Origin of the sequence: Microbacterium sp. MYb54 (genome assembly GCF_002979515.1) — a bacterium.
In the GTDB taxonomy this organism is placed as follows: Bacteria; Actinomycetota; Actinomycetes; order Actinomycetales; family Microbacteriaceae; genus Microbacterium.
Genome location: NZ_PCPA01000006.1, coordinates 176,623 through 194,608, shown reverse-complemented (window position 1 = coordinate 194,608; position 17,986 = coordinate 176,623). Strand labels below are relative to the sequence as shown.

21 protein-coding genes are annotated in these 17,986 nt (G+C 68.5%); 15 read left to right on the top strand and 6 right to left on the bottom strand.

Translation table 11 applies throughout. The annotated features are described in order from the left end of the window. Positions 1-4: 4 nt before the first annotated feature. Genes CQ040_RS09250 through CQ040_RS09200 form a run of 11 tightly spaced genes read left to right on the top strand, consistent with a single transcriptional unit; the run spans position 5 to position 9,067 of the window. On the top strand, positions 5-346 hold the full coding sequence (locus tag CQ040_RS09250; protein WP_105527618.1) for a flagellar basal body protein: 342 nt from the start codon (positions 5-7) through the stop codon (positions 344-346). Further along, positions 343-735, top strand: a complete 393-nt coding sequence (locus CQ040_RS09245; RefSeq protein ID WP_028502294.1) for a flagellar basal body rod protein FlgC — start codon at positions 343-345, stop codon at positions 733-735. Before CQ040_RS09250 ends, CQ040_RS09245 begins: the two co-directional genes overlap by 4 nt. Next, positions 735-1,037 (top strand): flagellar hook-basal body complex protein FliE, encoded by a 303-nt coding sequence (fliE, locus tag CQ040_RS09240; protein ID WP_105527617.1) that lies wholly within the window; start codon positions 735-737, stop codon positions 1,035-1,037. Before CQ040_RS09245 ends, fliE begins: the two co-directional genes overlap by 1 nt. Further along, the gene (gene fliF / locus CQ040_RS09235; protein WP_105527616.1) at positions 1,037-2,659 is read left to right on the top strand and encodes a flagellar basal-body MS-ring/collar protein FliF; all 1,623 of its coding nucleotides are present in this window, start codon (positions 1,037-1,039) and stop codon (positions 2,657-2,659) included. The genes fliE and fliF overlap by 1 nt, the downstream gene beginning before the upstream one ends. Next, a complete protein-coding gene (gene fliG, locus CQ040_RS09230) occupies positions 2,656-3,660 on the top strand; it encodes a flagellar motor switch protein FliG (RefSeq protein WP_028502291.1) in 1,005 nt (334 codons plus the stop codon). Before fliF ends, fliG begins: the two co-directional genes overlap by 4 nt. Beyond that, on the top strand, positions 3,650-4,255 hold the full coding sequence (locus tag CQ040_RS09225) for a FliH/SctL family protein (protein WP_105527615.1): 606 nt from the start codon (positions 3,650-3,652) through the stop codon (positions 4,253-4,255). Before fliG ends, CQ040_RS09225 begins: the two co-directional genes overlap by 11 nt. After that, positions 4,252-5,547 (top strand): FliI/YscN family ATPase, encoded by a 1,296-nt coding sequence (locus tag CQ040_RS09220; protein ID WP_105527614.1) that lies wholly within the window; start codon positions 4,252-4,254, stop codon positions 5,545-5,547. The genes CQ040_RS09225 and CQ040_RS09220 overlap by 4 nt, the downstream gene beginning before the upstream one ends. Further along, positions 5,544-5,966, top strand: a complete 423-nt coding sequence (locus CQ040_RS09215) for a hypothetical protein (RefSeq protein ID WP_105527613.1) — start codon at positions 5,544-5,546, stop codon at positions 5,964-5,966. Before CQ040_RS09220 ends, CQ040_RS09215 begins: the two co-directional genes overlap by 4 nt. After that, positions 5,963-7,420 (top strand): flagellar hook-length control protein FliK, encoded by a 1,458-nt coding sequence (locus CQ040_RS09210; protein WP_105596225.1) that lies wholly within the window; start codon positions 5,963-5,965, stop codon positions 7,418-7,420. Before CQ040_RS09215 ends, CQ040_RS09210 begins: the two co-directional genes overlap by 4 nt. Before the next feature lie 15 nt (positions 7,421-7,435). Then, positions 7,436-7,879 carry a flagellar hook assembly protein FlgD gene (locus tag CQ040_RS09205; RefSeq protein WP_028502286.1) on the top strand — a complete coding sequence of 148 codons (444 nt, stop codon included), beginning with the start codon at positions 7,436-7,438 and terminating at the stop codon, positions 7,877-7,879. A 27-nt stretch (positions 7,880-7,906) separates the two neighbouring features. Next, the gene (locus tag CQ040_RS09200) at positions 7,907-9,067 is read left to right on the top strand and encodes a flagellar hook protein FlgE (protein ID WP_105527282.1); all 1,161 of its coding nucleotides are present in this window, start codon (positions 7,907-7,909) and stop codon (positions 9,065-9,067) included. A 56-nt stretch (positions 9,068-9,123) separates the two neighbouring features. On the opposite strand, the gene CQ040_RS09195 is transcribed toward CQ040_RS09200, so the two are convergent. The 5 genes from CQ040_RS09195 to CQ040_RS09175 form a co-directional block, all read right to left on the bottom strand. Continuing rightward, entirely contained in the window at positions 9,124-9,531 is a 408-nt protein-coding gene (locus CQ040_RS09195; RefSeq protein WP_105527283.1) for an arsenate reductase ArsC, read from the bottom strand. A 35-nt stretch (positions 9,532-9,566) separates the two neighbouring features. Continuing rightward, the gene (locus tag CQ040_RS09190; RefSeq protein ID WP_105527284.1) at positions 9,567-10,556 is read right to left on the bottom strand and encodes a metalloregulator ArsR/SmtB family transcription factor; all 990 of its coding nucleotides are present in this window, start codon (positions 10,554-10,556) and stop codon (positions 9,567-9,569) included. Next, positions 10,553-11,650, bottom strand: a complete 1,098-nt coding sequence (gene arsB, locus CQ040_RS09185) for an ACR3 family arsenite efflux transporter (protein ID WP_105527285.1) — start codon at positions 11,648-11,650, stop codon at positions 10,553-10,555. Before arsB ends, CQ040_RS09190 begins: the two co-directional genes overlap by 4 nt. Further along, complete coding sequence (trxB, locus tag CQ040_RS09180; protein ID WP_105527286.1) at positions 11,647-12,627, bottom strand: thioredoxin-disulfide reductase; 981 nt, start codon at positions 12,625-12,627, stop codon at positions 11,647-11,649. The genes arsB and trxB overlap by 4 nt, the downstream gene beginning before the upstream one ends. Before the next feature lie 122 nt (positions 12,628-12,749). Beyond that, positions 12,750-14,051 (bottom strand): NAD(P)-binding domain-containing protein, encoded by a 1,302-nt coding sequence (locus CQ040_RS09175; RefSeq protein ID WP_181156775.1) that lies wholly within the window; start codon positions 14,049-14,051, stop codon positions 12,750-12,752. Between the two features lie 95 nt (positions 14,052-14,146). Between CQ040_RS09175 and CQ040_RS09170 the strand changes: the two genes are divergently transcribed. Together CQ040_RS09170 and CQ040_RS09165 are read left to right on the top strand one after the other, a co-directional pair. Next, positions 14,147-14,476 carry a helix-turn-helix transcriptional regulator gene (locus CQ040_RS09170; RefSeq protein WP_105527288.1) on the top strand — a complete coding sequence of 110 codons (330 nt, stop codon included), beginning with the start codon at positions 14,147-14,149 and terminating at the stop codon, positions 14,474-14,476. A 125-nt stretch (positions 14,477-14,601) separates the two neighbouring features. Further along, complete coding sequence (locus tag CQ040_RS09165; RefSeq protein WP_105527289.1) at positions 14,602-15,231, top strand: hypothetical protein; 630 nt, start codon at positions 14,602-14,604, stop codon at positions 15,229-15,231. 20 nt (positions 15,232-15,251) lie between these two features. Here the strand turns inward: CQ040_RS09165 and CQ040_RS09160 are convergent, their stop codons facing one another. After that, complete coding sequence (locus CQ040_RS09160; RefSeq protein ID WP_105527290.1) at positions 15,252-15,617, bottom strand: cupin domain-containing protein; 366 nt, start codon at positions 15,615-15,617, stop codon at positions 15,252-15,254. A gap of 74 nt (positions 15,618-15,691) precedes the next feature. Here CQ040_RS09160 and CQ040_RS09155 point away from each other — a divergent pair, with 74 nt between their 5' ends. Together CQ040_RS09155 and CQ040_RS09150 are read left to right on the top strand one after the other, a co-directional pair. Then, the gene (locus CQ040_RS09155) at positions 15,692-16,090 is read left to right on the top strand and encodes a hypothetical protein (protein WP_105527291.1); all 399 of its coding nucleotides are present in this window, start codon (positions 15,692-15,694) and stop codon (positions 16,088-16,090) included. A gap of 44 nt (positions 16,091-16,134) precedes the next feature. Next, on the top strand, positions 16,135-17,835 hold the full coding sequence (locus CQ040_RS09150) for a long-chain-fatty-acid--CoA ligase (RefSeq protein WP_105527292.1): 1,701 nt from the start codon (positions 16,135-16,137) through the stop codon (positions 17,833-17,835). Positions 17,836-17,986 lie beyond the last annotated feature (151 nt).

Sequence of the window (17,986 nt, the reverse complement as noted above, 5' to 3'; positions counted from 1 at the left end):
GTTCGTGTTCGATTCTGTGACCATCAACGCGCTGACGAGTGCGCTCGACGGCCTCGCGCTGCGCCAGCGCGCGATCTCCGACAACATCGCCAACATCAACACTCCGAACTATCACGCCAAGCGCGTGCAGTTCGAAGATGCGCTCGCCCGCTCGATCGATGCGGGCGACGGGCGGGTCGGGGCATCGGTCGGCACCTCCCTCGAGCCGACGCGCCTGAACGGCAACAACGTCAACCTCGACACCGAGACCCTGTCCAGCATCGACACGATGCTGCGCTACCAGTTCGCCACGCAGGCCGTGAACGGTTCGTTCACGTCGATGCGCACCGCGATGAGGACCTCATGACCTTCGACGCGATCGGCATCGCCGGCACCGGACTGACCGTGCACCGCAAATGGCTCGACGCCATCAGCGACAACATCGCCAACATCAACACCGCCGCGCCGAGCAACGGGGCCGCTTTCCGCCAGCGATACATCCTGGCCCAGACCAGCGACCAGTCACCCGGCGTGTACGTGGCAGGCACCGTGCAGGGCAGCGCGCAGGGACGCCTCGTGCACCAGCCCGACCACCCGCTCGCGGACGCGGACGGGTATGTGCGCTACCCCGACATCGACCTCGGCGACCAGATGAGCCAGCTCATCCTCGCCCAGCGCGGCTACCAGGCCAGTGCGGCGATCGTCGACCGCGCACGCAACTCCTACGAATCCGCACTGCAGATCGGACGCAGCTGATGCCCCCCATCTCCGGCATCGAGGGCATCTCCTCGGCGTTCACCCTCGCCCCGCCGACGGGCCCCGCGAAAGCGACGGACGACACCGCCTTCGCGAACAGCGTGACCGGTGCGATCGACGAGCTGCGGTCGCTGCAGTCCGAATCCGACAAGCTCAAGGTCGCCGCCGTCACCGGCGACCTCGACGACATCCACTCGGCGATGATCGCGTCCTCGCGCGCGTCGGTCACGCTCGAACTCGTCGCCGCCGTGCGCAACAAGGGCGTCGACGCGTTCAACGAGATCATGCGGATGCAAGCCTGATGCCCCAGGCCGTCACGAACGTGTTCCAGCGGATCGGACGCGTGATCGCGGGCTTCTCGCTCGCGCAGCGCACGATCGCGATCATCGGCGTCGCCGTGCTCGCGCTCGGGATCGTCGCTCTCTCCAGCTGGCTCAGTCGTCCCACCTACACCCCGCTGTTCTCCGGCATGAGCGCCTCCGATGCGAACGCCGTCGTCGAGCAGCTGCGGTCGTCTTCGGTCCCCTACGAACTGGCCGACGGCGGGGCGACCGTGCTCGTTCCCGAGAAGGACGTCTACGACCAGCGGCTCGCCGCCGCCTCCGCAGGGCTTCCCGGCGCCAGCTCCGGCGGGTACTCGCTGCTGGACAAGATGGGCGTCACGACGAGCGAGTTCCAGCAGTCCGTGACCTTCAAGCGCGCGATCGAGGGTGAGCTCGCAGCGACCATCTCGTCGATCAAGGGTGTGACCGCGGCATCGGTGCAGCTCGCGATCCCGGAGGAGAGCGTCTTCGTCTCGGAGACGGTCGATCCCACCGCATCCGTGTTCGTCGAGACGTCCGGCAGCTCGACGCTCTCGCCGAAGCAGGTCGAGGCGATCGTGCATCTGACCTCAGCGGCGGTCAGCGGCATGAAGCCCGAGAACGTCGCCGTCGTGGATCAGAGCGGTCAGACGCTCTCGGCTGCAGGCGTCGGGACCACCGGCGGCATGGACCAGCAGGCCAGCGACTACGAGGCGCGGGTGACGGCGAGCGTGCAGCAGATGCTCGACACCGTCGTCGGGCCGGGCAACGCCAAGGTGACGGTGGTCGCCGAGATCGATCATTCAGCCAACGAGCGCGTCGAGGAGACCTACACGCCGGCCGAGGGCGCTCCCCCGCTCACCGAGCAGACCAGGACCGACCGGCAGAACGGCTCGAGCTCGAACGCCGGTGTGCTCGGTCCCGACAACATCGCGGTGCCATCGGCCGACGGCGACGGGACGTCGGAGTCCACCGAGACGTCGAAGACCAACGCGGTCAACAAGAGCACGCAGAGCACCTCCACTCCGGCCGGATCGCTGCTGCGCCAGTCGGTGTCGGTCGCGATCGACTCCGGTGCGGGCGGCGACCTGAGCACCGCGCAGCTGAGCGACCTGGTCGAGACCGCTGCCGGGATCGACACCGATCGCGGTGATTCGATCGCCGTCGAGCTCGTCTCCTTCAACCAGACCAGCTCCGAAGCAGCGCAGACCGCACTCCAGGCGGCCAAGGAGGCCGAGGGCGCTGAGCGCCAGGCGGGCCTGCTGAACACCATCATCATCGCCGCGGCGATCGCCATCCCGCTGCTCGCAGGTCTCGCAGCCCTCATCATGCGCGCGCGGCGACGCAGCAGTGCCGCCACCGAGTTCGACCAGCTCTTCGGCGATCGTCCGCCCGCGCTCTCCGCCCTCGACGCGGGCGCGACCGCGGCGATCGATCAGTCCCCCACGACGCCCCTGGCGTTCCTCGAGACGGCGCCCGATCCGGAGCCTGAGCCTGACCCCGAGCCCGCACAGGTCAGCCTCGAGCGCCGTAGGGCGGAGATCGACTCCCTCACCCGGCAGGACCCGAAGCGCACCGCCGACCTGCTGCGCACACTCATCGACGACAGGCAGCAGGTATGACCGCACTGACCGACCGGCAGACGGCGGCCGTCGTGCTGATGAACCTCGACCGCGCCCAGGCCATTGAGGTGATGAAGCACCTCACGGAGGCGGAGGCGGAGGCCGTAGCCGCCGAGATCATCGACCTGCAGAATCTGGATGCGGCGACCACCGCCCAAGCCCTCGGACAGTTCCACCGGATCGCGTCGGGGCACCTGCCGCCGGCACGTGGCGGACGCGATATCGCCGCCGGCCTGCTGGAGGCCACTTTCGGCGCCGAGCGCGCCGCCGCTGTGCTGGGCAGAGTCGGCTCCTCCTCGATGGCTTCCTCCTTCGAGTTCCTCGGATCCGCCGATCCGGCGCAGCTGGCGACGATGCTCGACGGCGAGCTCCCCCAGACGGTCGCCCTCGTGCTCGCGCACCTCCCCACCGATCGGGCCGCAGCCGTGCTTGCCGCACTCCCCGACCCCACCCGCACCGATGTCGCCCACGCCATCGCGACGATGGGGACCGCATCGCAGGAGGCGATCGCGATCGTGGCCGACGCGCTCAGATCACGGACCGGAACCTTCGCCACCCGAGATGCACCCGAAGTGCTCGGCGGCGTCGAGCCTCTGGTGGAGATCATCGCCCGTTCCGGCGCGACCGTCGAGAAGGCGCTGCTGGCGAGCATCGAAGACCGGGACAGTGCGCTCGCGGAGGACATCCGCTCGCGCATGTTCACCTTCGCCGACATCGTCAAGCTCGACGACCGCGACACCCAGCGCGTTCTGCGGGGCATGGACATCCGTTCGCTGGCACTCGCGCTGAAGGGCGCACACCAGCCGATCGCCGACCTCATTCGTCGCAACGTCTCCGAGCGCAACCGGGAGAACCTCGACGAGGAGGCCCGCACGATCGGCCCGGTGCGCGTGTCGCAGGTCGAGGAGGCCAGAGCCGAGATCGTGCGCACGATCCGGGCTCTCGAGGCCGCAGGCGACATCACGGTGCAGCGAGCCGACGAGGACGAGTATGTCTACTGACGCCTTCTCGCCGGTGCTGTTCCCGCGTCTGGACGCAGGCGGGGGCGGCGAGGAGCATGCCCGCGCTCGGATGCGCGGCTACGCCGACGGGCACGCGGAGGGCTTCCGCGCCGGTCTCGCCGAGGCCGAGTCGGCGCAGCGCCTCGCCGAAGACGAACGGAACGTGCGCGCGAGAGCTGCAGCCGACGAGCTCGAGCACGCGATCGCGACGCTCCACGCGGCGGCCCACTCCCTGGGTGATCGGGAGCGCGAGCTGACATCGGCAGCGCAGGAGCAGGTGCTGAGCTGCGCGATCGAGCTCGCAGAGCTGATCATCGTCGGCGAACTCTCCGACGCCGGAGCCTCTGCGGCCGCTGCGGCCCGACGTGCGATCGCCGGCGTCGACCCCACCGAGATCCGCGAGGTGCGCCTGCATCCGGACGACCTCCGCACGCTTCAGGCATCCGCTGACGGGCTGGCCGCCTTCGCCCTCATCCCCGACGACACACTCGCGCGCGGCGACGCGGTTGCGACACTGGACCACGGCCACATCGATGCCCGGATCGGGAGCGCACTCGAGCGCGCCCGTCTCGCTCTGACCGAGGCCGGTGCATGAGCGCCTGGGGCGCGGTGCGCGAAGCGGTGCGACCGGAGCGGGTCGGTGCGGTCTCGCAGGTACGCGGTCTGAGCGTGCAGGTGCGCGGACTCGAAGGCGCGGTCGGTGATGTCGTGACACTCGACGGGGTCGATGCGGAGGTCGTCGCCATCGGGGAAGGGGGACTCCGGTGCATGCCTCTCGGAGCAGTCGCCGGCCTCACGGTCGGGGCCCCGGTGCGCGGCCGCGGAGGTGCACTGCGCGTGCCCACCGGAAGCGCCCTGCTCGGACGCGTCTTGGACGGTCTGGGACGACCGATCGACGGCAAGGGACCGCTCACCGGCGCGATCCCGGTGTCCCTGGACCACCCCACGCCCTCGATCATGGGGCGCGACCGGATCGACTCGCCGCTTCCGCTCGGAGTGCGCGCTCTCGACACGCTCGTGAGCGTCGGGCGCGGCCAGCGCGTCGGACTCTTCGCCGGCTCCGGAGTGGGAAAGTCCTCTCTGCTGTCGATGATCGCTCGGGGAACCGAAGCAGAGGTGACGGTGATCGCGCTCGTCGGCGAGCGCGGCCGTGAGGTGCGCGAGTTCATCGAGGACGACCTCGGGCCCGAGGGACTCGCCCGCTCCGTCGTGGTGGTCTCGACCTCGGACCAACCGGCCATGGCGCGCATCCGTGCGGCCTACACCGCCACGCGGATCGCCGAGGCCTTCCGCGATGACGGCGCCCACGCCATCCTGATGATGGACTCTCTCACCCGCGTGGCGATGGCACAGCGGGAGATCGGCCTGTCCGCCGGGGAGCCTCCGGCCACCCGCGGGTATCCGCCGTCGACGTTCTCGCTCCTTGCCGGACTGCTCGAGCGGGCGGGTACCGACAAGCGCGGCTCGATCACAGGTATCTACACCGTGCTCGTCGACGGCGATGACCACAACGAGCCCATCGCCGACACCGTCAGGTCGATCCTCGACGGTCACGTCGTGCTCGATCGTGCGCTCGCGCTGTCAGGTCACCATCCCGCGATCGATGTGCTCGGCTCCGTGTCACGAGTGGCCGGCAAGGTCACCGTCCCCGAGCGCAGGGCGCACGCGGCGACGCTGCGTGCTGTGCTCGCGGCCCGGCGCCGCGCGAACGACCTCATCGACATCGGCGCCTATCAGCCCGGCGCAGACGCCCGTATCGACGCCGCGATCGCCAACGAACGGGCGATCAGCGCCTTCCTCACCCAGCCCCTCGACGAGACGAGCGAGATCGGCGAATCATGGCGGCGACTGGACGAGCTCGTCGCAGCCTTCGGAGGAGTCTCATGAAGCGGTCCTTCTCTCTGGCCGGTCTCCTGCGCGTGCGCGAGATCCAGGAGCGTGCAGCGGCGCAGCGGCTCTCCCGTGCAGTGCTCGACGCCCGACACACCGAGGCCCGGGACCGATCGCTCCGCGCGCACCTGTCAGGAGTGGGAAGCGAGGCCGTCGATGTCCGCTCCCTCGCCGCCCTCGCCGCGGCCAGAGTGGCAGGCCGGTCCCTGCTCGCCGACCTCACGACACTGTCTGAGCTTCAGGAGCAGATGGTCGACCAGGCTCGCAGCGAGCATGCCGAGGCAAGGAGGGCGATGCGCGGACTCGACCGCCTCGCCCAGGCGCACGCCGTGCAGGTGCGCGCTGCCGAGCTGCACGCCGAGCAGTCGGAGCTCGACGAGATCGGATCGCGGACCAGCGCGGAGGGCCAGCAATGACAACTCTCGGCATCATCGACCTGCTCGACGCGCGGGGGCCGCGACTGCCCGGATCGGCGTCGTCGTCGCGGAACGTCACGCCCGGAGCTGCGGCCTTCGCCGACGTCATCCAGGACGCCTCGCGCGCCTCAGCCGAAGACACGGATGGGGCTCCCTCCGGCACGACGACCGATGATGCCTCGGCTGATTCGGCGAGCACACCCCCGGCCACCGCCGCACCGGTCCTGCCGACGATGCTCCCGACACCGGGCACCGCACTCACCACCGGCGCGCACGGGGTCGCAGAGGCACCCGACGACGAATCGGCAGCCATCCTGCCCGCTGTTCCGGTGGAGTCCACGGCCGAGAGCACCGGTTCGACGAACGCCGAGGGGAAAGCCGCCTCGGTCATCGCCGACGCCGCGGGGCTCACCGCTGCCACGACCGGATCGACCAGCTCGCCGGCGAACGCTACGGGAGCGGCCGCCGCGGCCACGCCAGTCGAGGCCACCCGTATGCAGCCGCCGCCCGAGTCGGCACTGAACCGCGCCCCTGCGACGACGAGTGCTGCCGCGCCCGCTGGAGTCACCGCCGCCGCTGCCGCCACCGCTCGCGGTGCAGCTCCGGCCACCGAAGCAACGCCCCTCGTCGGCACGGTCGACGACGACGCAGAAACCGCCGCCGCTGCCCCGCGCCTCGCCGTCGACAGCTCGACGCCCAGCGGCGCGGTCGCATCCGGACGGCCAGGCATCCGGACGGAGGCCGACCGACCGGGAACACTCGATGCGGCGACGACCGGCCCCGACGCCTCGCCGGATGCTGCATCCACACCTCTGCCGGCCGGCACGACATCCGCTCCGGCCCCCGTCTCCGCGCCGACGCAGACCGCCACCACGGGCGGAGAGCTCACCCCGCCGCCCGCCGTCGGCAGCACCGCTGCGTCTACGGCTGCGGCACCAGCAGCTCCTCCGGTCGCCGTCTCCGTCGCCCGCCCCGTGCTGCTCCCCCAGATCACGGCGCCCGTTGTCTCGCTCGCGCAGGCTCCGGACGGCGACCACAGTCTCACGCTGACCGTGTCACCGGAGAACCTCGGTCCCGTGACGGTGCGCGCACACATCTCGGGCGGCGCCATCCACATCGAGCTCCACGCCCCGAACGAGCTCGGCCGCGAAGCGCTGCGTGCGATCCTCGTCGACCTCCGGCGCGACCTCGCCGCGGCAGCACCACACGCATCGCTCCTGCTCTCGACCTCGGATGACGGCCCCGGCTCGTCGAACCCGCAGAACTCCGCGAACGGCGGTTCTGCGAACGGTACGGCGACGGGAACGGCCGGTGGCCAGCCCCACGGTAGAGCAGCCGCGGGCCGAGGGGGCACCGGCACCCATCCCGGACCGGACGGCGACCCGCCCCTCCCCGACGGGACAGCTCCCGCCCCCTTTGTCTCGCCGCACGGCGGCATCGAAGTCTTCGCCTGATCCGAGAGGAAATCCATGACCGCGGTCGAACCCATCTCCGGCACCATCCCGCCCACCGGCGTGCAGACGGGCAGCACCACGCCTCCTGCCGAGCGCAAGAAGACACTCGACTCCGAGGTCTTCCTGAAGCTGCTGGTGACGCAGTTGACCAATCAGGACCCCAGCTCGCCCATGAACACCAACGAGATGATCTCGCAGACCACGCAGCTGGCCTCCATGGAGCAGCTGACCGCGCTCACGGCGACCTCGACCGAGAGCTTCGCGCTCAGCATGCGTCAGACCGCCGCCGCGCTGATCGGCCACGAGGCGCAGTACGTCGATGAGAAGGGCGTGACGCAGAAGGGCATCGTCACGTCGGTCTCGTACGCCGGCCCCATCCCGCTCGTCACCATCGGCGAAGCATCCATCCCCCTCGATGCCGTCTCCGGCGTCTCCGTCGCTCCCCGCCCGCAGTCCTGACCAGCCCCCTTCCAGAAAGGCATCACCATGCTCCGCTCTCTGTTCGCCGGAATCTCGGGTCTGCGTTCGCACCAGACCATGCTCGACGTCACGGGCAACAACATCGCCAACGTCAACACGACCGGGTTCAAGGCCTCGGCCGTGCAGTTCCAGGACTCGCTCTCCCAGCTCGTGCGCAACTCGATGATGCCGCAGCAGGCCGCCGGCGGTCAGAACCCCGCCCAGGTCGGTCTCGGCGTGCAGGTGGCCGGCATCAGCACGAACTTCGCCTCCGGAGCTCCCCAGCCCACCGGCGTGCCGACCAACCTCATGATCTCGGGCGACGGGTTCTTCGTCGTCCGGTCGGGCGGCGAGACCCTGTACACCCGCAACGGCGGCTTCTCGTTCGACGCGAGCGGCAAGCTGGTCTCGGCCGACGGCGCTCTCGTGCAGGGGTGGACTGCACAGAACGGCGTCATCGTCCCCGGTCAGGGCATCGGCGACATCCGGCTGCCCGTCGGAGCCCTGAGCCCCGCCACGGCCACCACCACCGCCCGAGTCACCGGCAACCTGCCCTCCGGTGCCGCGGTCGGCGAGCAGCTGGTACGCGACATCAAGACCTACGACGCCGAGGGCACGGCCACCTCTCTCCGCCTCACCTTCACCCGCACCGCCACGGGATGGAACGTCACCGAGCCTGGCGGCACGAACACCGCCCTCACGTTCGTCGACGGCAAGCAGGCCGGTGCCTCTTCCATCGTCTCCGGCGGCGTCGCTGTCGACCTCTCGGCGGTCACCGGGTTCGCGGATGTCAGCGACCTCGCGATCAAGGAGCAGAACGGCAAGCCCGCCGGCACCCTGAGCTCGTACGCCCTGATGAACGACGGCAGCCTCGTCGGCACGTTCAGCAACGGCGACACCGAGGTGCTCGCCCGCGTGGCGCTGGCAGGCTTCGTCAACCCGGGCGGGCTCGAGAAGGCCGGCTCCTCGCAGTTCCGCCCGAGCGGCAACTCCGGTGAGCCGACGCTCGGACAGGCGGGCACCGACGGCCTGGGCGGCATCATCAGCGGCGCGCTCGAGATGTCGAACGTCGACCTGTCGCAGGAGTTCACCAACCTGATCGTCGCGCAGCGCGGCTTCCAGGCGAACGCCCGCATCATCACCACCAGCGACGAGGTGCTGCAGGAGCTCACGAACCTCAAGCGCTGAGTCGTCGGAGGCCGCGGCAGTTCGTGAGATCACGAGCCGCCGCGGCCTCCGTGCTGTCAGACCAGTTCGCTCACCAGCTGCTCGATGCGCGCCCTGATGTCGTCGCGGATCGGGCGCACGGCGTCGATCCCCTGGCCTGCCGGGTCGTCGAGCTTCCAGTCCTCGTAGCGCTTGCCGGGGAAGAACGGGCAGGCATCTCCGCATCCCATGGTGATGACGACGTCCGATGCCTGCACCGCTTCGGTCGTCAGCACCTTGGGCTGTTCGGCGGTGATGTCGATTCCGAGTTCACTCATGGCCTCGACGGCGGTCGGGTTGATCTGGTCGGCCGGCATGGAGCCTGCGGAGCGGACTTCGATGCGGTCTCCGGCTATGTCGCGGAGAAACCCTGCGGCCATCTGTGAGCGCCCGGCGTTGTGCACGCAGACGAAGAGGACGGAGGGTTTGGTGGTCGTGTCGGTCATGATTGCTCCTGGTCGGAGGGCGGTCAGGCGGGCGGTCAAGGAAGAAGGTCGTCGACGAGTGCGCGCACACGTCCGGCGATGTCGTCGCGGATGGCTTCCACGCCTTCACGAGAGGCGAGTGCAGGATCACCGACCGCCCAGTCGTCGTAGCGGACGCCCGGGATGATGGGGCAGACGTCGCCGCAGCCCATCGTGATGACGACGTCGGCGGCGCGGACCGCGTCGTCGGTGAGCGGCTTCGGGAACCTGTCTGCCGCCCGGTCGCCTTCGATCTCGGCGAGCAGCGAGCGGACGTGTGGGTGGATGACGTCGGCAGGAGCAGACCCTGCCGAGCGCGCGACGACCTTGCCGGCTGCGAGTTGGTTCACGAGCGCGGCGGCGAGCTGCGAGCGTCCGGCGTTGGCGACGCAGACGAAAAGCACCTGTGGCACGGAAGCATCGCGGTCGCGGGTCAGGTCTGCGAGGCGCTGACGGGCGAAACGCTCGGTGAGGGGAACGAGCGCTGAGGTGACGCGGGCGGTTCGTGCCAGTGCGGTGTAGGACTCGCGGACGGTCGTGAGGACGACGTCGGCCTCGAGCTCAGGAACTTCCACTGCCAGCTCCTCCGCGAGACGGGTTATCCGGGCGTCGAAGTCTGGCCGAAGCTGATCTTCATCGGAATCGCTCCACGGTGAGACCGTAGCCGGAGCGAATGAATCCAGCAGGGCCGTGACGGCGCTGCGACGACTCGGGTCGATTCGGTACCAGACCCAGGTTCCACGGCGCTCGGAGGTGAGGACATCGACGCCCTTGAGCACCTTGAGGTGATGCGACACCGTGGGCTGCGAGACGTCGGCGAGCTCGGCGAGGTCGCACACGCAGGACTCTCCGCGCGGGTCGGAGGCGATGGCCGACAGCATCCGCAGGCGGAGCGGATCCGACAGCGCCTTCAGCGTGGCCGCTACGGAGGTGGCAGCTTCCAGCCCGATGGCGTGGGTGGCGACGGGACTGCAGGTGTCGGTGTCGGTCGTGACGGTGACGTTCATGACAGCATCCTCTCAGCGGTGTACGGGTCGGTGTGGAACCAGCGACGAGCGGCCCAGAGCGAGACATAGACGAGTCCGACCAGGACCGGGACCTCGATCAGCGGGCCGACGACTCCGGCGAGGGCCTGACCGGAAGTCGCCCCGAAGGTGCCGATGGCGACGGCGATGGCGAGCTCGAAGTTGTTCCCGGCCGCAGTGAACGCCAGCGTCGACGAACGCGCGTACCCGAGCCCGAGCGCCTTTCCGATCAGAAGGCCGACGAACCACATGACCGCGAAGTAGACCAGCAGCGGGAGCGCGATCCGCGCAACGTCCCACGGCCGGCTGGTGACCTGTTCGCCCTGGAGGGCGAACAGCAACACGATGGTGAAGAGGAGGCCGTAGAGCGCCCACGGGCCGATCTTCGGCAGGAAGCTGTCTTCGTACCAGTCGCGCCCCTTCATCCGCTCACCGATGAGGCGAGAGGCGAAGCCGGCGACGAGAGGGATACCGAGGAAGATCAGGACATTCAACGCGATCTGCCAGACCGAGATCTCCAACCCCTGCGAGTCCAGCCCCAGCCACCCGGGGAGGACTGTCAGGTAGAACCAGCCGAGGAATGAGAACGCGACAACCTGGAAGACCGAGTTGATGGCGACGAGGACCGCTGCGGCTTCGCGGTCGCCGCAGGCGAGGTCGTTCCAGATGACGACCATCGCGATGCAGCGCGCGAGCCCGACGATGATGAGTCCTGTCCGGTACTCGGGCAGGTCGGGCAGAAACACCCAGGCGAGGGCGAACATGAGCGCCGGGCCGACGAGCCAGTTGAGCACCAGCGAGGAGGCGAGGAGCTTCTTGTCTCCGGTGACCGCAGCGACCTTGTCATAGCGGACCTTCGCAAGCACCGGGTACATCATCACCAGCAGGCCGAGGGCGATGGGGATGGAGATTCCACCGACCTCGAGGCGGGCCAGAAGGTCGGAAACGCCAGGGATGAAGCGACCGACGACGATGCCGCCGACCATTGCCAGACCGATCCACAGCGGCAGCCAGCGGTCGAGAGCGGACAGGCGGCGGGTGGCCGGCGCGGCGGTGGGCACGGTTGCGGTGCTCATGCGAAGGCCTTCTCGTTCTCGGTCGTCGCCACCGGTGCGGGCTCGTCAAGCGCGGCCAGGTAGTGCTGGGCATCCTGAGCTGCGGCGCATCCGGTGCCGGCTGCGGTTATCGCCTGCCGGTAGGTGTGGTCGACGAGGTCGCCGGCGGCGAACACTCCTGCGAGGGTGGTGCGGGTGGAGGGGTGCTCGACGAGCACGTATCCATCGGCGTCGGTGTCGACGAGCCCGGCGACGATCTCGGAGCGCGGGTCGTGACCGATGGCGACGAAGACGCCGGTGGCCGCCAACTCGCACTCATCGCCGGTGACGGTGTCGCGCAGGGTGACCGCTTCGACCTTCTCGGCCCCCACGAGGCTTGCGACTTCGCTGTTCCAGGCGACGTCGATCTTCGGGTGATCGAGCACACGCCGGGCCATGATCTTCGAGGCGCGGAACTCGCCGCGGCGGTGTACGACCGTGACTTTCGATGCGAAGCGGGTGAGGAACAGTGCCTCCTCCATCGCGGAGTCCCCGCCGCCCACCACGACGATCTCCTGCTCACGGAAGAAGAAGCCGTCGCACGTCGCACACCAGGACACGCCACGACCGGTGAGGCGCTCCTCATCCGGCAGCCCGAGCTTGCGATAGGCGGAACCCATCGTGAGGATGACGGCGCGGGCGAGGATGGTCTCTCCGGCGCCGGTCTCGATGGTCTTGATCGGTCCGTCGAGGTCGACCCGAATCGCGTCGTCGAGGAGGATGCGTGCGCCGAAGCGCTCCGCCTGCGCACGCATCGACTCCATCAGCTCAGGCCCCTGGACGCCATCGACGAACCCAGGGAAGTTCTCGACCTCCGTCGTGGTCATCAGTGCCCCGCCCGCAGTCACGGAACCGGCGAGCACCACGGGCGCGAGGCCGGCGCGAGCAGCGTAGACGGCTGCGGTGTACCCCGCAGGACCGGACCCGATGATCGCGAGCTCAACTTCTTGAATCGACATGTATCTATATTGACATTCATCGATACTGTGGGCAAGTGGGACAGGACACGGGATCCCCCATGGACACACAAGAGGGAGCCTGTCCGCGTCCGGCGAACAGGCTCCCGCAACACTCCTGACGGCTAGTTGGCCGAGACGCGGGTGGGCTGAAGCTGCACAAGCGGGGTCGTACAGCAGCTTCCGCCGCCGCTCGTGTCGAAGTCGCCCGCTCCACCGCAGACGCCGGTGTCCGGGAGGACGAGTTGGTTGCTCTGGGCGGCGATCACGTCGCCGGCGAGATGCGCGGCGACGCTTCGCGCCTGCTCGAAGCCGGTGAGGGCGAGGAAGGTCGGAGCTCGTCCGTAGCTCTTCGCCCCGATGATGAAGAAGCCCTCTTCCGGCTGGGTGAGTTCGCGCGCTCCCGTGGCACCGATGGATCCACAGGAGTGGATGTTCGGATCGATCTCAGCAGCTATCCCGGCCACCGCTTCCAGCGAAGCATCCAACGCCACTCGCAGCTCGGACAGGATGCTGAGGTCAGGGCGGAAGCCTGTCAATGCAAATACGCGAGAGACGCCGGTCACCTCATTCCCGTTCTCCGCCGTGATCGTGAGCGCGCCTCCCACGTCGCGAATCTCGGACACGCGGAAGCCGCCGACGACTTCCACGAGTCCGGACTCGATGGCCTTTCGTGCTCGCCCGCCGAGGGCGGCACGTTCCGGGAGTTCATCCGCAGCACCGCCGCCGAACGCGTGCATCGTCGCCCCGCGGCGCATCAACCAGGTGATTCTCGTGTCCGGGTTTCGCCGAGCGAGTTCGCTCAGCCGGAGCACGGCATGGGTGGCGGAGTGCCCGGACCCGATGACGACGACGTGCTGTCCCGCACATGCAGTCGCATCATCGGGGATGCGATACGAGATCCGAGATGCTGCACGCTTCTCTCCGAGCGCGGGGAAGCCATCCGCCCCCGCAGGGTTCGGAAGCTCCCAGGTACCGCTGGCGTCGATGACGGCGCGGGCGACGAGTCGGGCCTCGTTGCCGTCGGCGTCGACGGTGTGCACGATGAACGGCTGGCTCTTGCGGCCTCCATCGACGACCTTGTCGCGGCCTTGACGCGCGACTCCCGTGACGGTCGTCGCGTAGTGAACCCGCTCGCCCAGCGCATCCGCGAGCGGGGCCAGATAGCCGCTCACCCATTCCGCTCCGGTCGGATACCCCGAGGACGGCGCAGCCCATCCCGTCGGCTCGAGCAGGCGGCGCGCGGCTGTGTCGGTGAGCTCCGGCCAGGCCGAGAACAGGCGCACGTGTCCCCATTCGAAAACCGCGGCGGCAGGGCCTTGCCCGCGCTCGACGACGATCACGTTCTCGTCGCGTTCGACAAGATGCGCCGCTGCGGCGAGACCCTGCGGGCCCGCTCCGATGACGACGACAGGAAGCTCAGACATCACATCTCCTCAAATTGAAAAACTTCAATATGAAGACTGTCGTTCATCTATCGAAGATTGTCAATACGTGCCAGAATAGACCTGTGCGCTTGCCAATGACGATCGAATCGACCAGTTGCTGCGTCCCGCCGATCACCCCTTCGATGACGGTCGAGGATGCCGAACGCGTCGCCCGGGTCTTCAAAGCGCTCGGCGATCCCACACGCGTCCGGTTGTTGTCACTCATCGCCGCCGGAGCGGGCGGAGAAGCGTGCATCTGCGATCTGACCGAGCCCGTCGGCCTCTCCCAGGGCACGGTCTCCCACCACATGAAGCTCCTCGCGGAGGCAGGCCTCGTCACCCGTGAGCAGCGCGGCAAGTGGGCCTACTTCGCTCTCAACGTCGACGCGATGGATGCTGCCGCCGGCGCCCTCCGCGCGGTGTGAGCCCAGCCAGCACTCCGCCCTACTGGAAGCCGCGCCAGGGGAAAAAGGCATCGACCGCTTCACCCGATGAGGGTGATTGACGGGCGACGGACGACGGACGACGGGCCGAGACCGCACCATTGGCTATGGAGAAAGAAGCCCCCGCGGAGACGACCCGCACCTCTCGTGTCGTCGACATCCTCACCGTGATCCTTCTCTCGGTGACAGCGGTGTTGACGGCCTGGTGCGGATTCGAAGCGTCGAAGTGGGGCGGCGAGATGTCGATCGCGTTCAGTCAAGCTTCCAGCGCTCGGATTCAGGCAGCCTCAGCGGAGTCGACGGCCCAGGCGGCACGTCAGTACGACCTGACGCTCTACACCGAGTGGGTACTGGCAGAAGCCAACGGGCAGGACGACCTGGTGCGCTTCGTCGAGGAACGCTTCACCGAGGAATTCGCCGTCGCATTCGACGCGTGGAACGCAGAAGGACGCGCCTCACGCGGCCCTCTCGCCATGTCGGAGTATGTGCCGCCCGGCACAGTGGAGGCCCAGGAACTCAGCGCACGCGCCGATACGAAGTTCGATGAAGCCCTCACCAACAATCAGCGTGGTGACGACTACTCGCTGTTGACGGTGCTCTTCGCGCTCGTCCTGTTCTTCGCCGCGATCTCGCAGCACCAATCCGCCCCGTGGCGACGCCGAGTATTCCTCAGCCTGGCCGGCGTCATCGCCATCGGCGGGATCGCCACGTTGCTGACATTCCCCATCAAGATCTGAGCGCCATGTGGTTGCGGAACCTATCCGAACTCGCGAAGCTCCGAAGTCATATCGCCACCGGCGTCGCCCGTGTTGACGGTGCCCTTGGGCTCGAAGAGGATCGCATGAACTTCTTCGTCGGCGCGTGGGCAGTGCTCGACGCCCTGGGGAACGACGAAGACATCGTTCGGTCCGAGCACGACATCGCGGTCGCGGAACTGGATCGTCAGCTGCCCCTGCACCACCATGAAGAGCTCGTCGGTGTCGGGATGGGTATGCCAGACGAACTCTCCGAGCAGCTTCACGACCTTGACGTCGTAGTCGTTGATGCTCGTCAGACGGTGCGGCTGCCAGTGCTCGGTGATGTCCGCCAGTGCCGCCTGCACGTTCCGCATGCCTTCATCCATATCGCCAGCCTACGGGCGTGACATCGAGCGTTGCGGGGCCGGTACTGTCGTCTCTGGGAGAAACGGAGCCGGTCATGAATGCGGTCGACGCTGTCGGAACCATCGCCGAGGTCCTCTCGTGGATCGGCCTCGGGGTCGGGCTCCCTCTGCTCGCCATCGTGCTGCTTGTGAAGGTGCACGACGACTCCTGGCTGCCGCAAGAGGTCGTGGTCGTCGAGGACGAGAGCGGCCGGGCGCGCGCCCGCTGGTTCGCCGCGGGCGACTTCCGCGAACGCCCGCTCCGTGCGGACGAAGCCCACCACTGGCACGGACGCGAAGATGTCGATGCCTTCGTCAGTGAGCGGCACCCCTCCCTGATGCGATTCGAACCCCGACGGCCACTCCTGCATGCGTTCCAGGTGCTCGGGATCACGCTGGCCGGCGTCGGTGCTGCCGCAGTCGCCCTGTCGATCGTGCTCCTGTTCGTCGGTTGACGGGTGCGGTGTCCGTGGAACGCGATCCCGGGCAGGATGGAGACATGCCTGAATCTCCGCTCGCCGCTCGCCCCTGGCTCGACTCCTATGCGGAGGGCGTCCCCGCCGAGATCGAGGATCCGTCGCAGACGTTGCCGGAGATGCTCTCGGCGAGCGTGAAAGCTTTCGGCAGGCGTCCGGCACTGGACTTCTTCGGTGCTGTCACGACCTACCGGGAGCTCGGAGAGCAGGTCGAGCGCGCCGCCGAGGGTCTGCGGCGGCTCGGGGTCGGCAAGGGCGATCGCGTCGCTCTGGTGCTGCCCAACTGCCCGCAGCACGCCGTGGCCTTCTACGCGATCCTCCGACTCGGCGCGATCGTGGTCGAGCACAACCCCCTCTACACCGCCCGCGAGCTGCGGCACCAGTTCGAGGATCACGGTGCGCGCATCGCCATCGTGTGGGACAAGGCCGTCGACACGATCGCCGGCTTCCCGGCAGACGTCAGGGTCGAGCACATCGTGAGCGTCGACATCACCGCGGCGATGCCGCTTTCGAAGCGCCTCGCTCTTCGCCTGCCCGTGCCCAAGGCACGCGAGTCGCGCGCGAAGCTGACCGGTGCCCCGAAGGCTCGGCATCTCATCGCGTGGAAGAGCCTTGCCGATCACCGGCGGATCTCACGGCGGGTGCCGGGACCGACGCTGGACGACACCGCCCTGCTGCAGTACACCAGCGGTACCACGGGTTTGCCGAAGGGGGCGATCCTCACTCACTCGAACCTCCGCGCCAACGCGATGCAGGGACGAGCATGGGTGCCCGGCCTCGTCGACGGCGAGGAGACGTTCTACGGCGTGCTGCCGTTGTTCCACGCCTACGGAATGACCCTGTGCCTGACCTTCGCGATGAGCATCGGGGCGAGACTCGTGCTCTTCCCCGCGTTCGATCTGGGTCTGGTCACGGCGGCGACACGTTCGGCTCCGCCCACCTTCCTCCCCGCCGTCCCGCCGATCTATGACGCTCTGGCTCGCGCGGCCGCCCGCGGCACGATCGACCTCTCGACGGTCCGCTTCGCGATTTCCGGAGCCATGAGCCTTCCGGTCGCCACCGTGCAGCGCTGGGAGGAGGCGACCGGAGGCCTCCTCGTCGAGGGCTATGGAATGACCGAGAGTTCACCGGTCGCGCTCGGCAACCCGATGGGACCGACGCGTCGTCCCGGCACGGTCGGCGTGCCGTTCCCGAGCACGGAGATCCGTGTCGTCGATCCCGCAGACCCGACCGTCGACAGGCCGGCCGGCGAGGCGGGCGAACTCCTCATCCGCGGACCGCAGGTCTTCCAGGGCTATTGGGGGCGTCCGGGCGAGACGGCGGATGCCCTGCTGCCTGATGGCTGGCTCCGCACCGGCGACATCGCTCAGGTCTCGCCCGATGGATTCGTGAGCATCGTCGACCGCCTGAAAGAGCTCATCATCACCGGCGGGTTCAACGTGTCGCCCAGCGAGGTGGAAGACGTGCTGGCTGCGCACCCCGATGTCATCGCCGCCGCGGTCGTCGGCCTTCCGCGACCCCATGGTGGCGAAGACGTCGCCGCCGCGGTCGTCCTCCGCGACGGCGCTGCCCTCGACGTGGAGGCACTGCGCGACTTCTGTCGCACGCGGCTCACCCCGTACAAGGTGCCCCGCCGCATCAGCGCCGTCGACGACCTTCCCCGATCGCTCATCGGCAAGGTGCTGCGTCGTCAGGTGCGGGATCGACTGCTCGCCGATCGCTGAGGGCTGCAGCTGCTTGTGGCGCAGACTTACAGTTCACGGCAAGTGTGTTTCTGCGCCACGAGATCGAACTTCGAGCTCCTCCGCCATCCGCCTGACTAACGCCCAGCGACCTCCGGCCGACAGTCACCCCCGACAGCCCAGGACGGGCCGT

What these genes read in the sequence shown, in the direction of transcription:
- CQ040_RS09215 (WP_105527613.1), top strand. Translation starts at nt 5,544, where the DNA reads ATGAAGCGGTCCTTCTCTCTGGCCGGTCTCCTGCGCGTGCGCGAGATC.
- CQ040_RS09225 (WP_105527615.1), top strand. Translation starts at nt 3,650, where the DNA reads ATGTCTACTGACGCCTTCTCGCCGGTGCTGTTCCCGCGTCTGGACGCA.
- CQ040_RS09200 (WP_105527282.1), top strand. Translation starts at nt 7,907, where the DNA reads ATGCTCCGCTCTCTGTTCGCCGGAATCTCGGGTCTGCGTTCGCACCAG.
- fliE (WP_105527617.1), top strand. Translation starts at nt 735, where the DNA reads ATGCCCCCCATCTCCGGCATCGAGGGCATCTCCTCGGCGTTCACCCTC.
- CQ040_RS09195 (WP_105527283.1), bottom strand. Translation starts at nt 9,531, where the DNA reads ATGACCGACACGACCACCAAACCCTCCGTCCTCTTCGTCTGCGTGCAC.
- arsB (WP_105527285.1), bottom strand. Translation starts at nt 11,650, where the DNA reads ATGAGCACCGCAACCGTGCCCACCGCCGCGCCGGCCACCCGCCGCCTG.
- CQ040_RS09245 (WP_028502294.1), top strand. Translation starts at nt 343, where the DNA reads ATGACCTTCGACGCGATCGGCATCGCCGGCACCGGACTGACCGTGCAC.
- CQ040_RS09150 (WP_105527292.1), top strand. Translation starts at nt 16,135, where the DNA reads ATGCCTGAATCTCCGCTCGCCGCTCGCCCCTGGCTCGACTCCTATGCG.
- CQ040_RS09220 (WP_105527614.1), top strand. Translation starts at nt 4,252, where the DNA reads ATGAGCGCCTGGGGCGCGGTGCGCGAAGCGGTGCGACCGGAGCGGGTC.
- CQ040_RS09190 (WP_105527284.1), bottom strand. Translation starts at nt 10,556, where the DNA reads ATGAACGTCACCGTCACGACCGACACCGACACCTGCAGTCCCGTCGCC.
- CQ040_RS09160 (WP_105527290.1), bottom strand. Translation starts at nt 15,617, where the DNA reads ATGGATGAAGGCATGCGGAACGTGCAGGCGGCACTGGCGGACATCACC.
- trxB (WP_105527286.1), bottom strand. Translation starts at nt 12,627, where the DNA reads ATGTCGATTCAAGAAGTTGAGCTCGCGATCATCGGGTCCGGTCCTGCG.
- CQ040_RS09155 (WP_105527291.1), top strand. Translation starts at nt 15,692, where the DNA reads ATGAATGCGGTCGACGCTGTCGGAACCATCGCCGAGGTCCTCTCGTGG.
- CQ040_RS09210 (WP_105596225.1), top strand. Translation starts at nt 5,963, where the DNA reads ATGACAACTCTCGGCATCATCGACCTGCTCGACGCGCGGGGGCCGCGA.
- CQ040_RS09175 (WP_181156775.1), bottom strand. Translation starts at nt 14,051, where the DNA reads ATGTCTGAGCTTCCTGTCGTCGTCATCGGAGCGGGCCCGCAGGGTCTC.
- fliG (WP_028502291.1), top strand. Translation starts at nt 2,656, where the DNA reads ATGACCGCACTGACCGACCGGCAGACGGCGGCCGTCGTGCTGATGAAC.
- CQ040_RS09165 (WP_105527289.1), top strand. Translation starts at nt 14,602, where the DNA reads ATGGAGAAAGAAGCCCCCGCGGAGACGACCCGCACCTCTCGTGTCGTC.
- fliF (WP_105527616.1), top strand. Translation starts at nt 1,037, where the DNA reads ATGCCCCAGGCCGTCACGAACGTGTTCCAGCGGATCGGACGCGTGATC.
- CQ040_RS09205 (WP_028502286.1), top strand. Translation starts at nt 7,436, where the DNA reads ATGACCGCGGTCGAACCCATCTCCGGCACCATCCCGCCCACCGGCGTG.
- CQ040_RS09170 (WP_105527288.1), top strand. Translation starts at nt 14,147, where the DNA reads ATGACGATCGAATCGACCAGTTGCTGCGTCCCGCCGATCACCCCTTCG.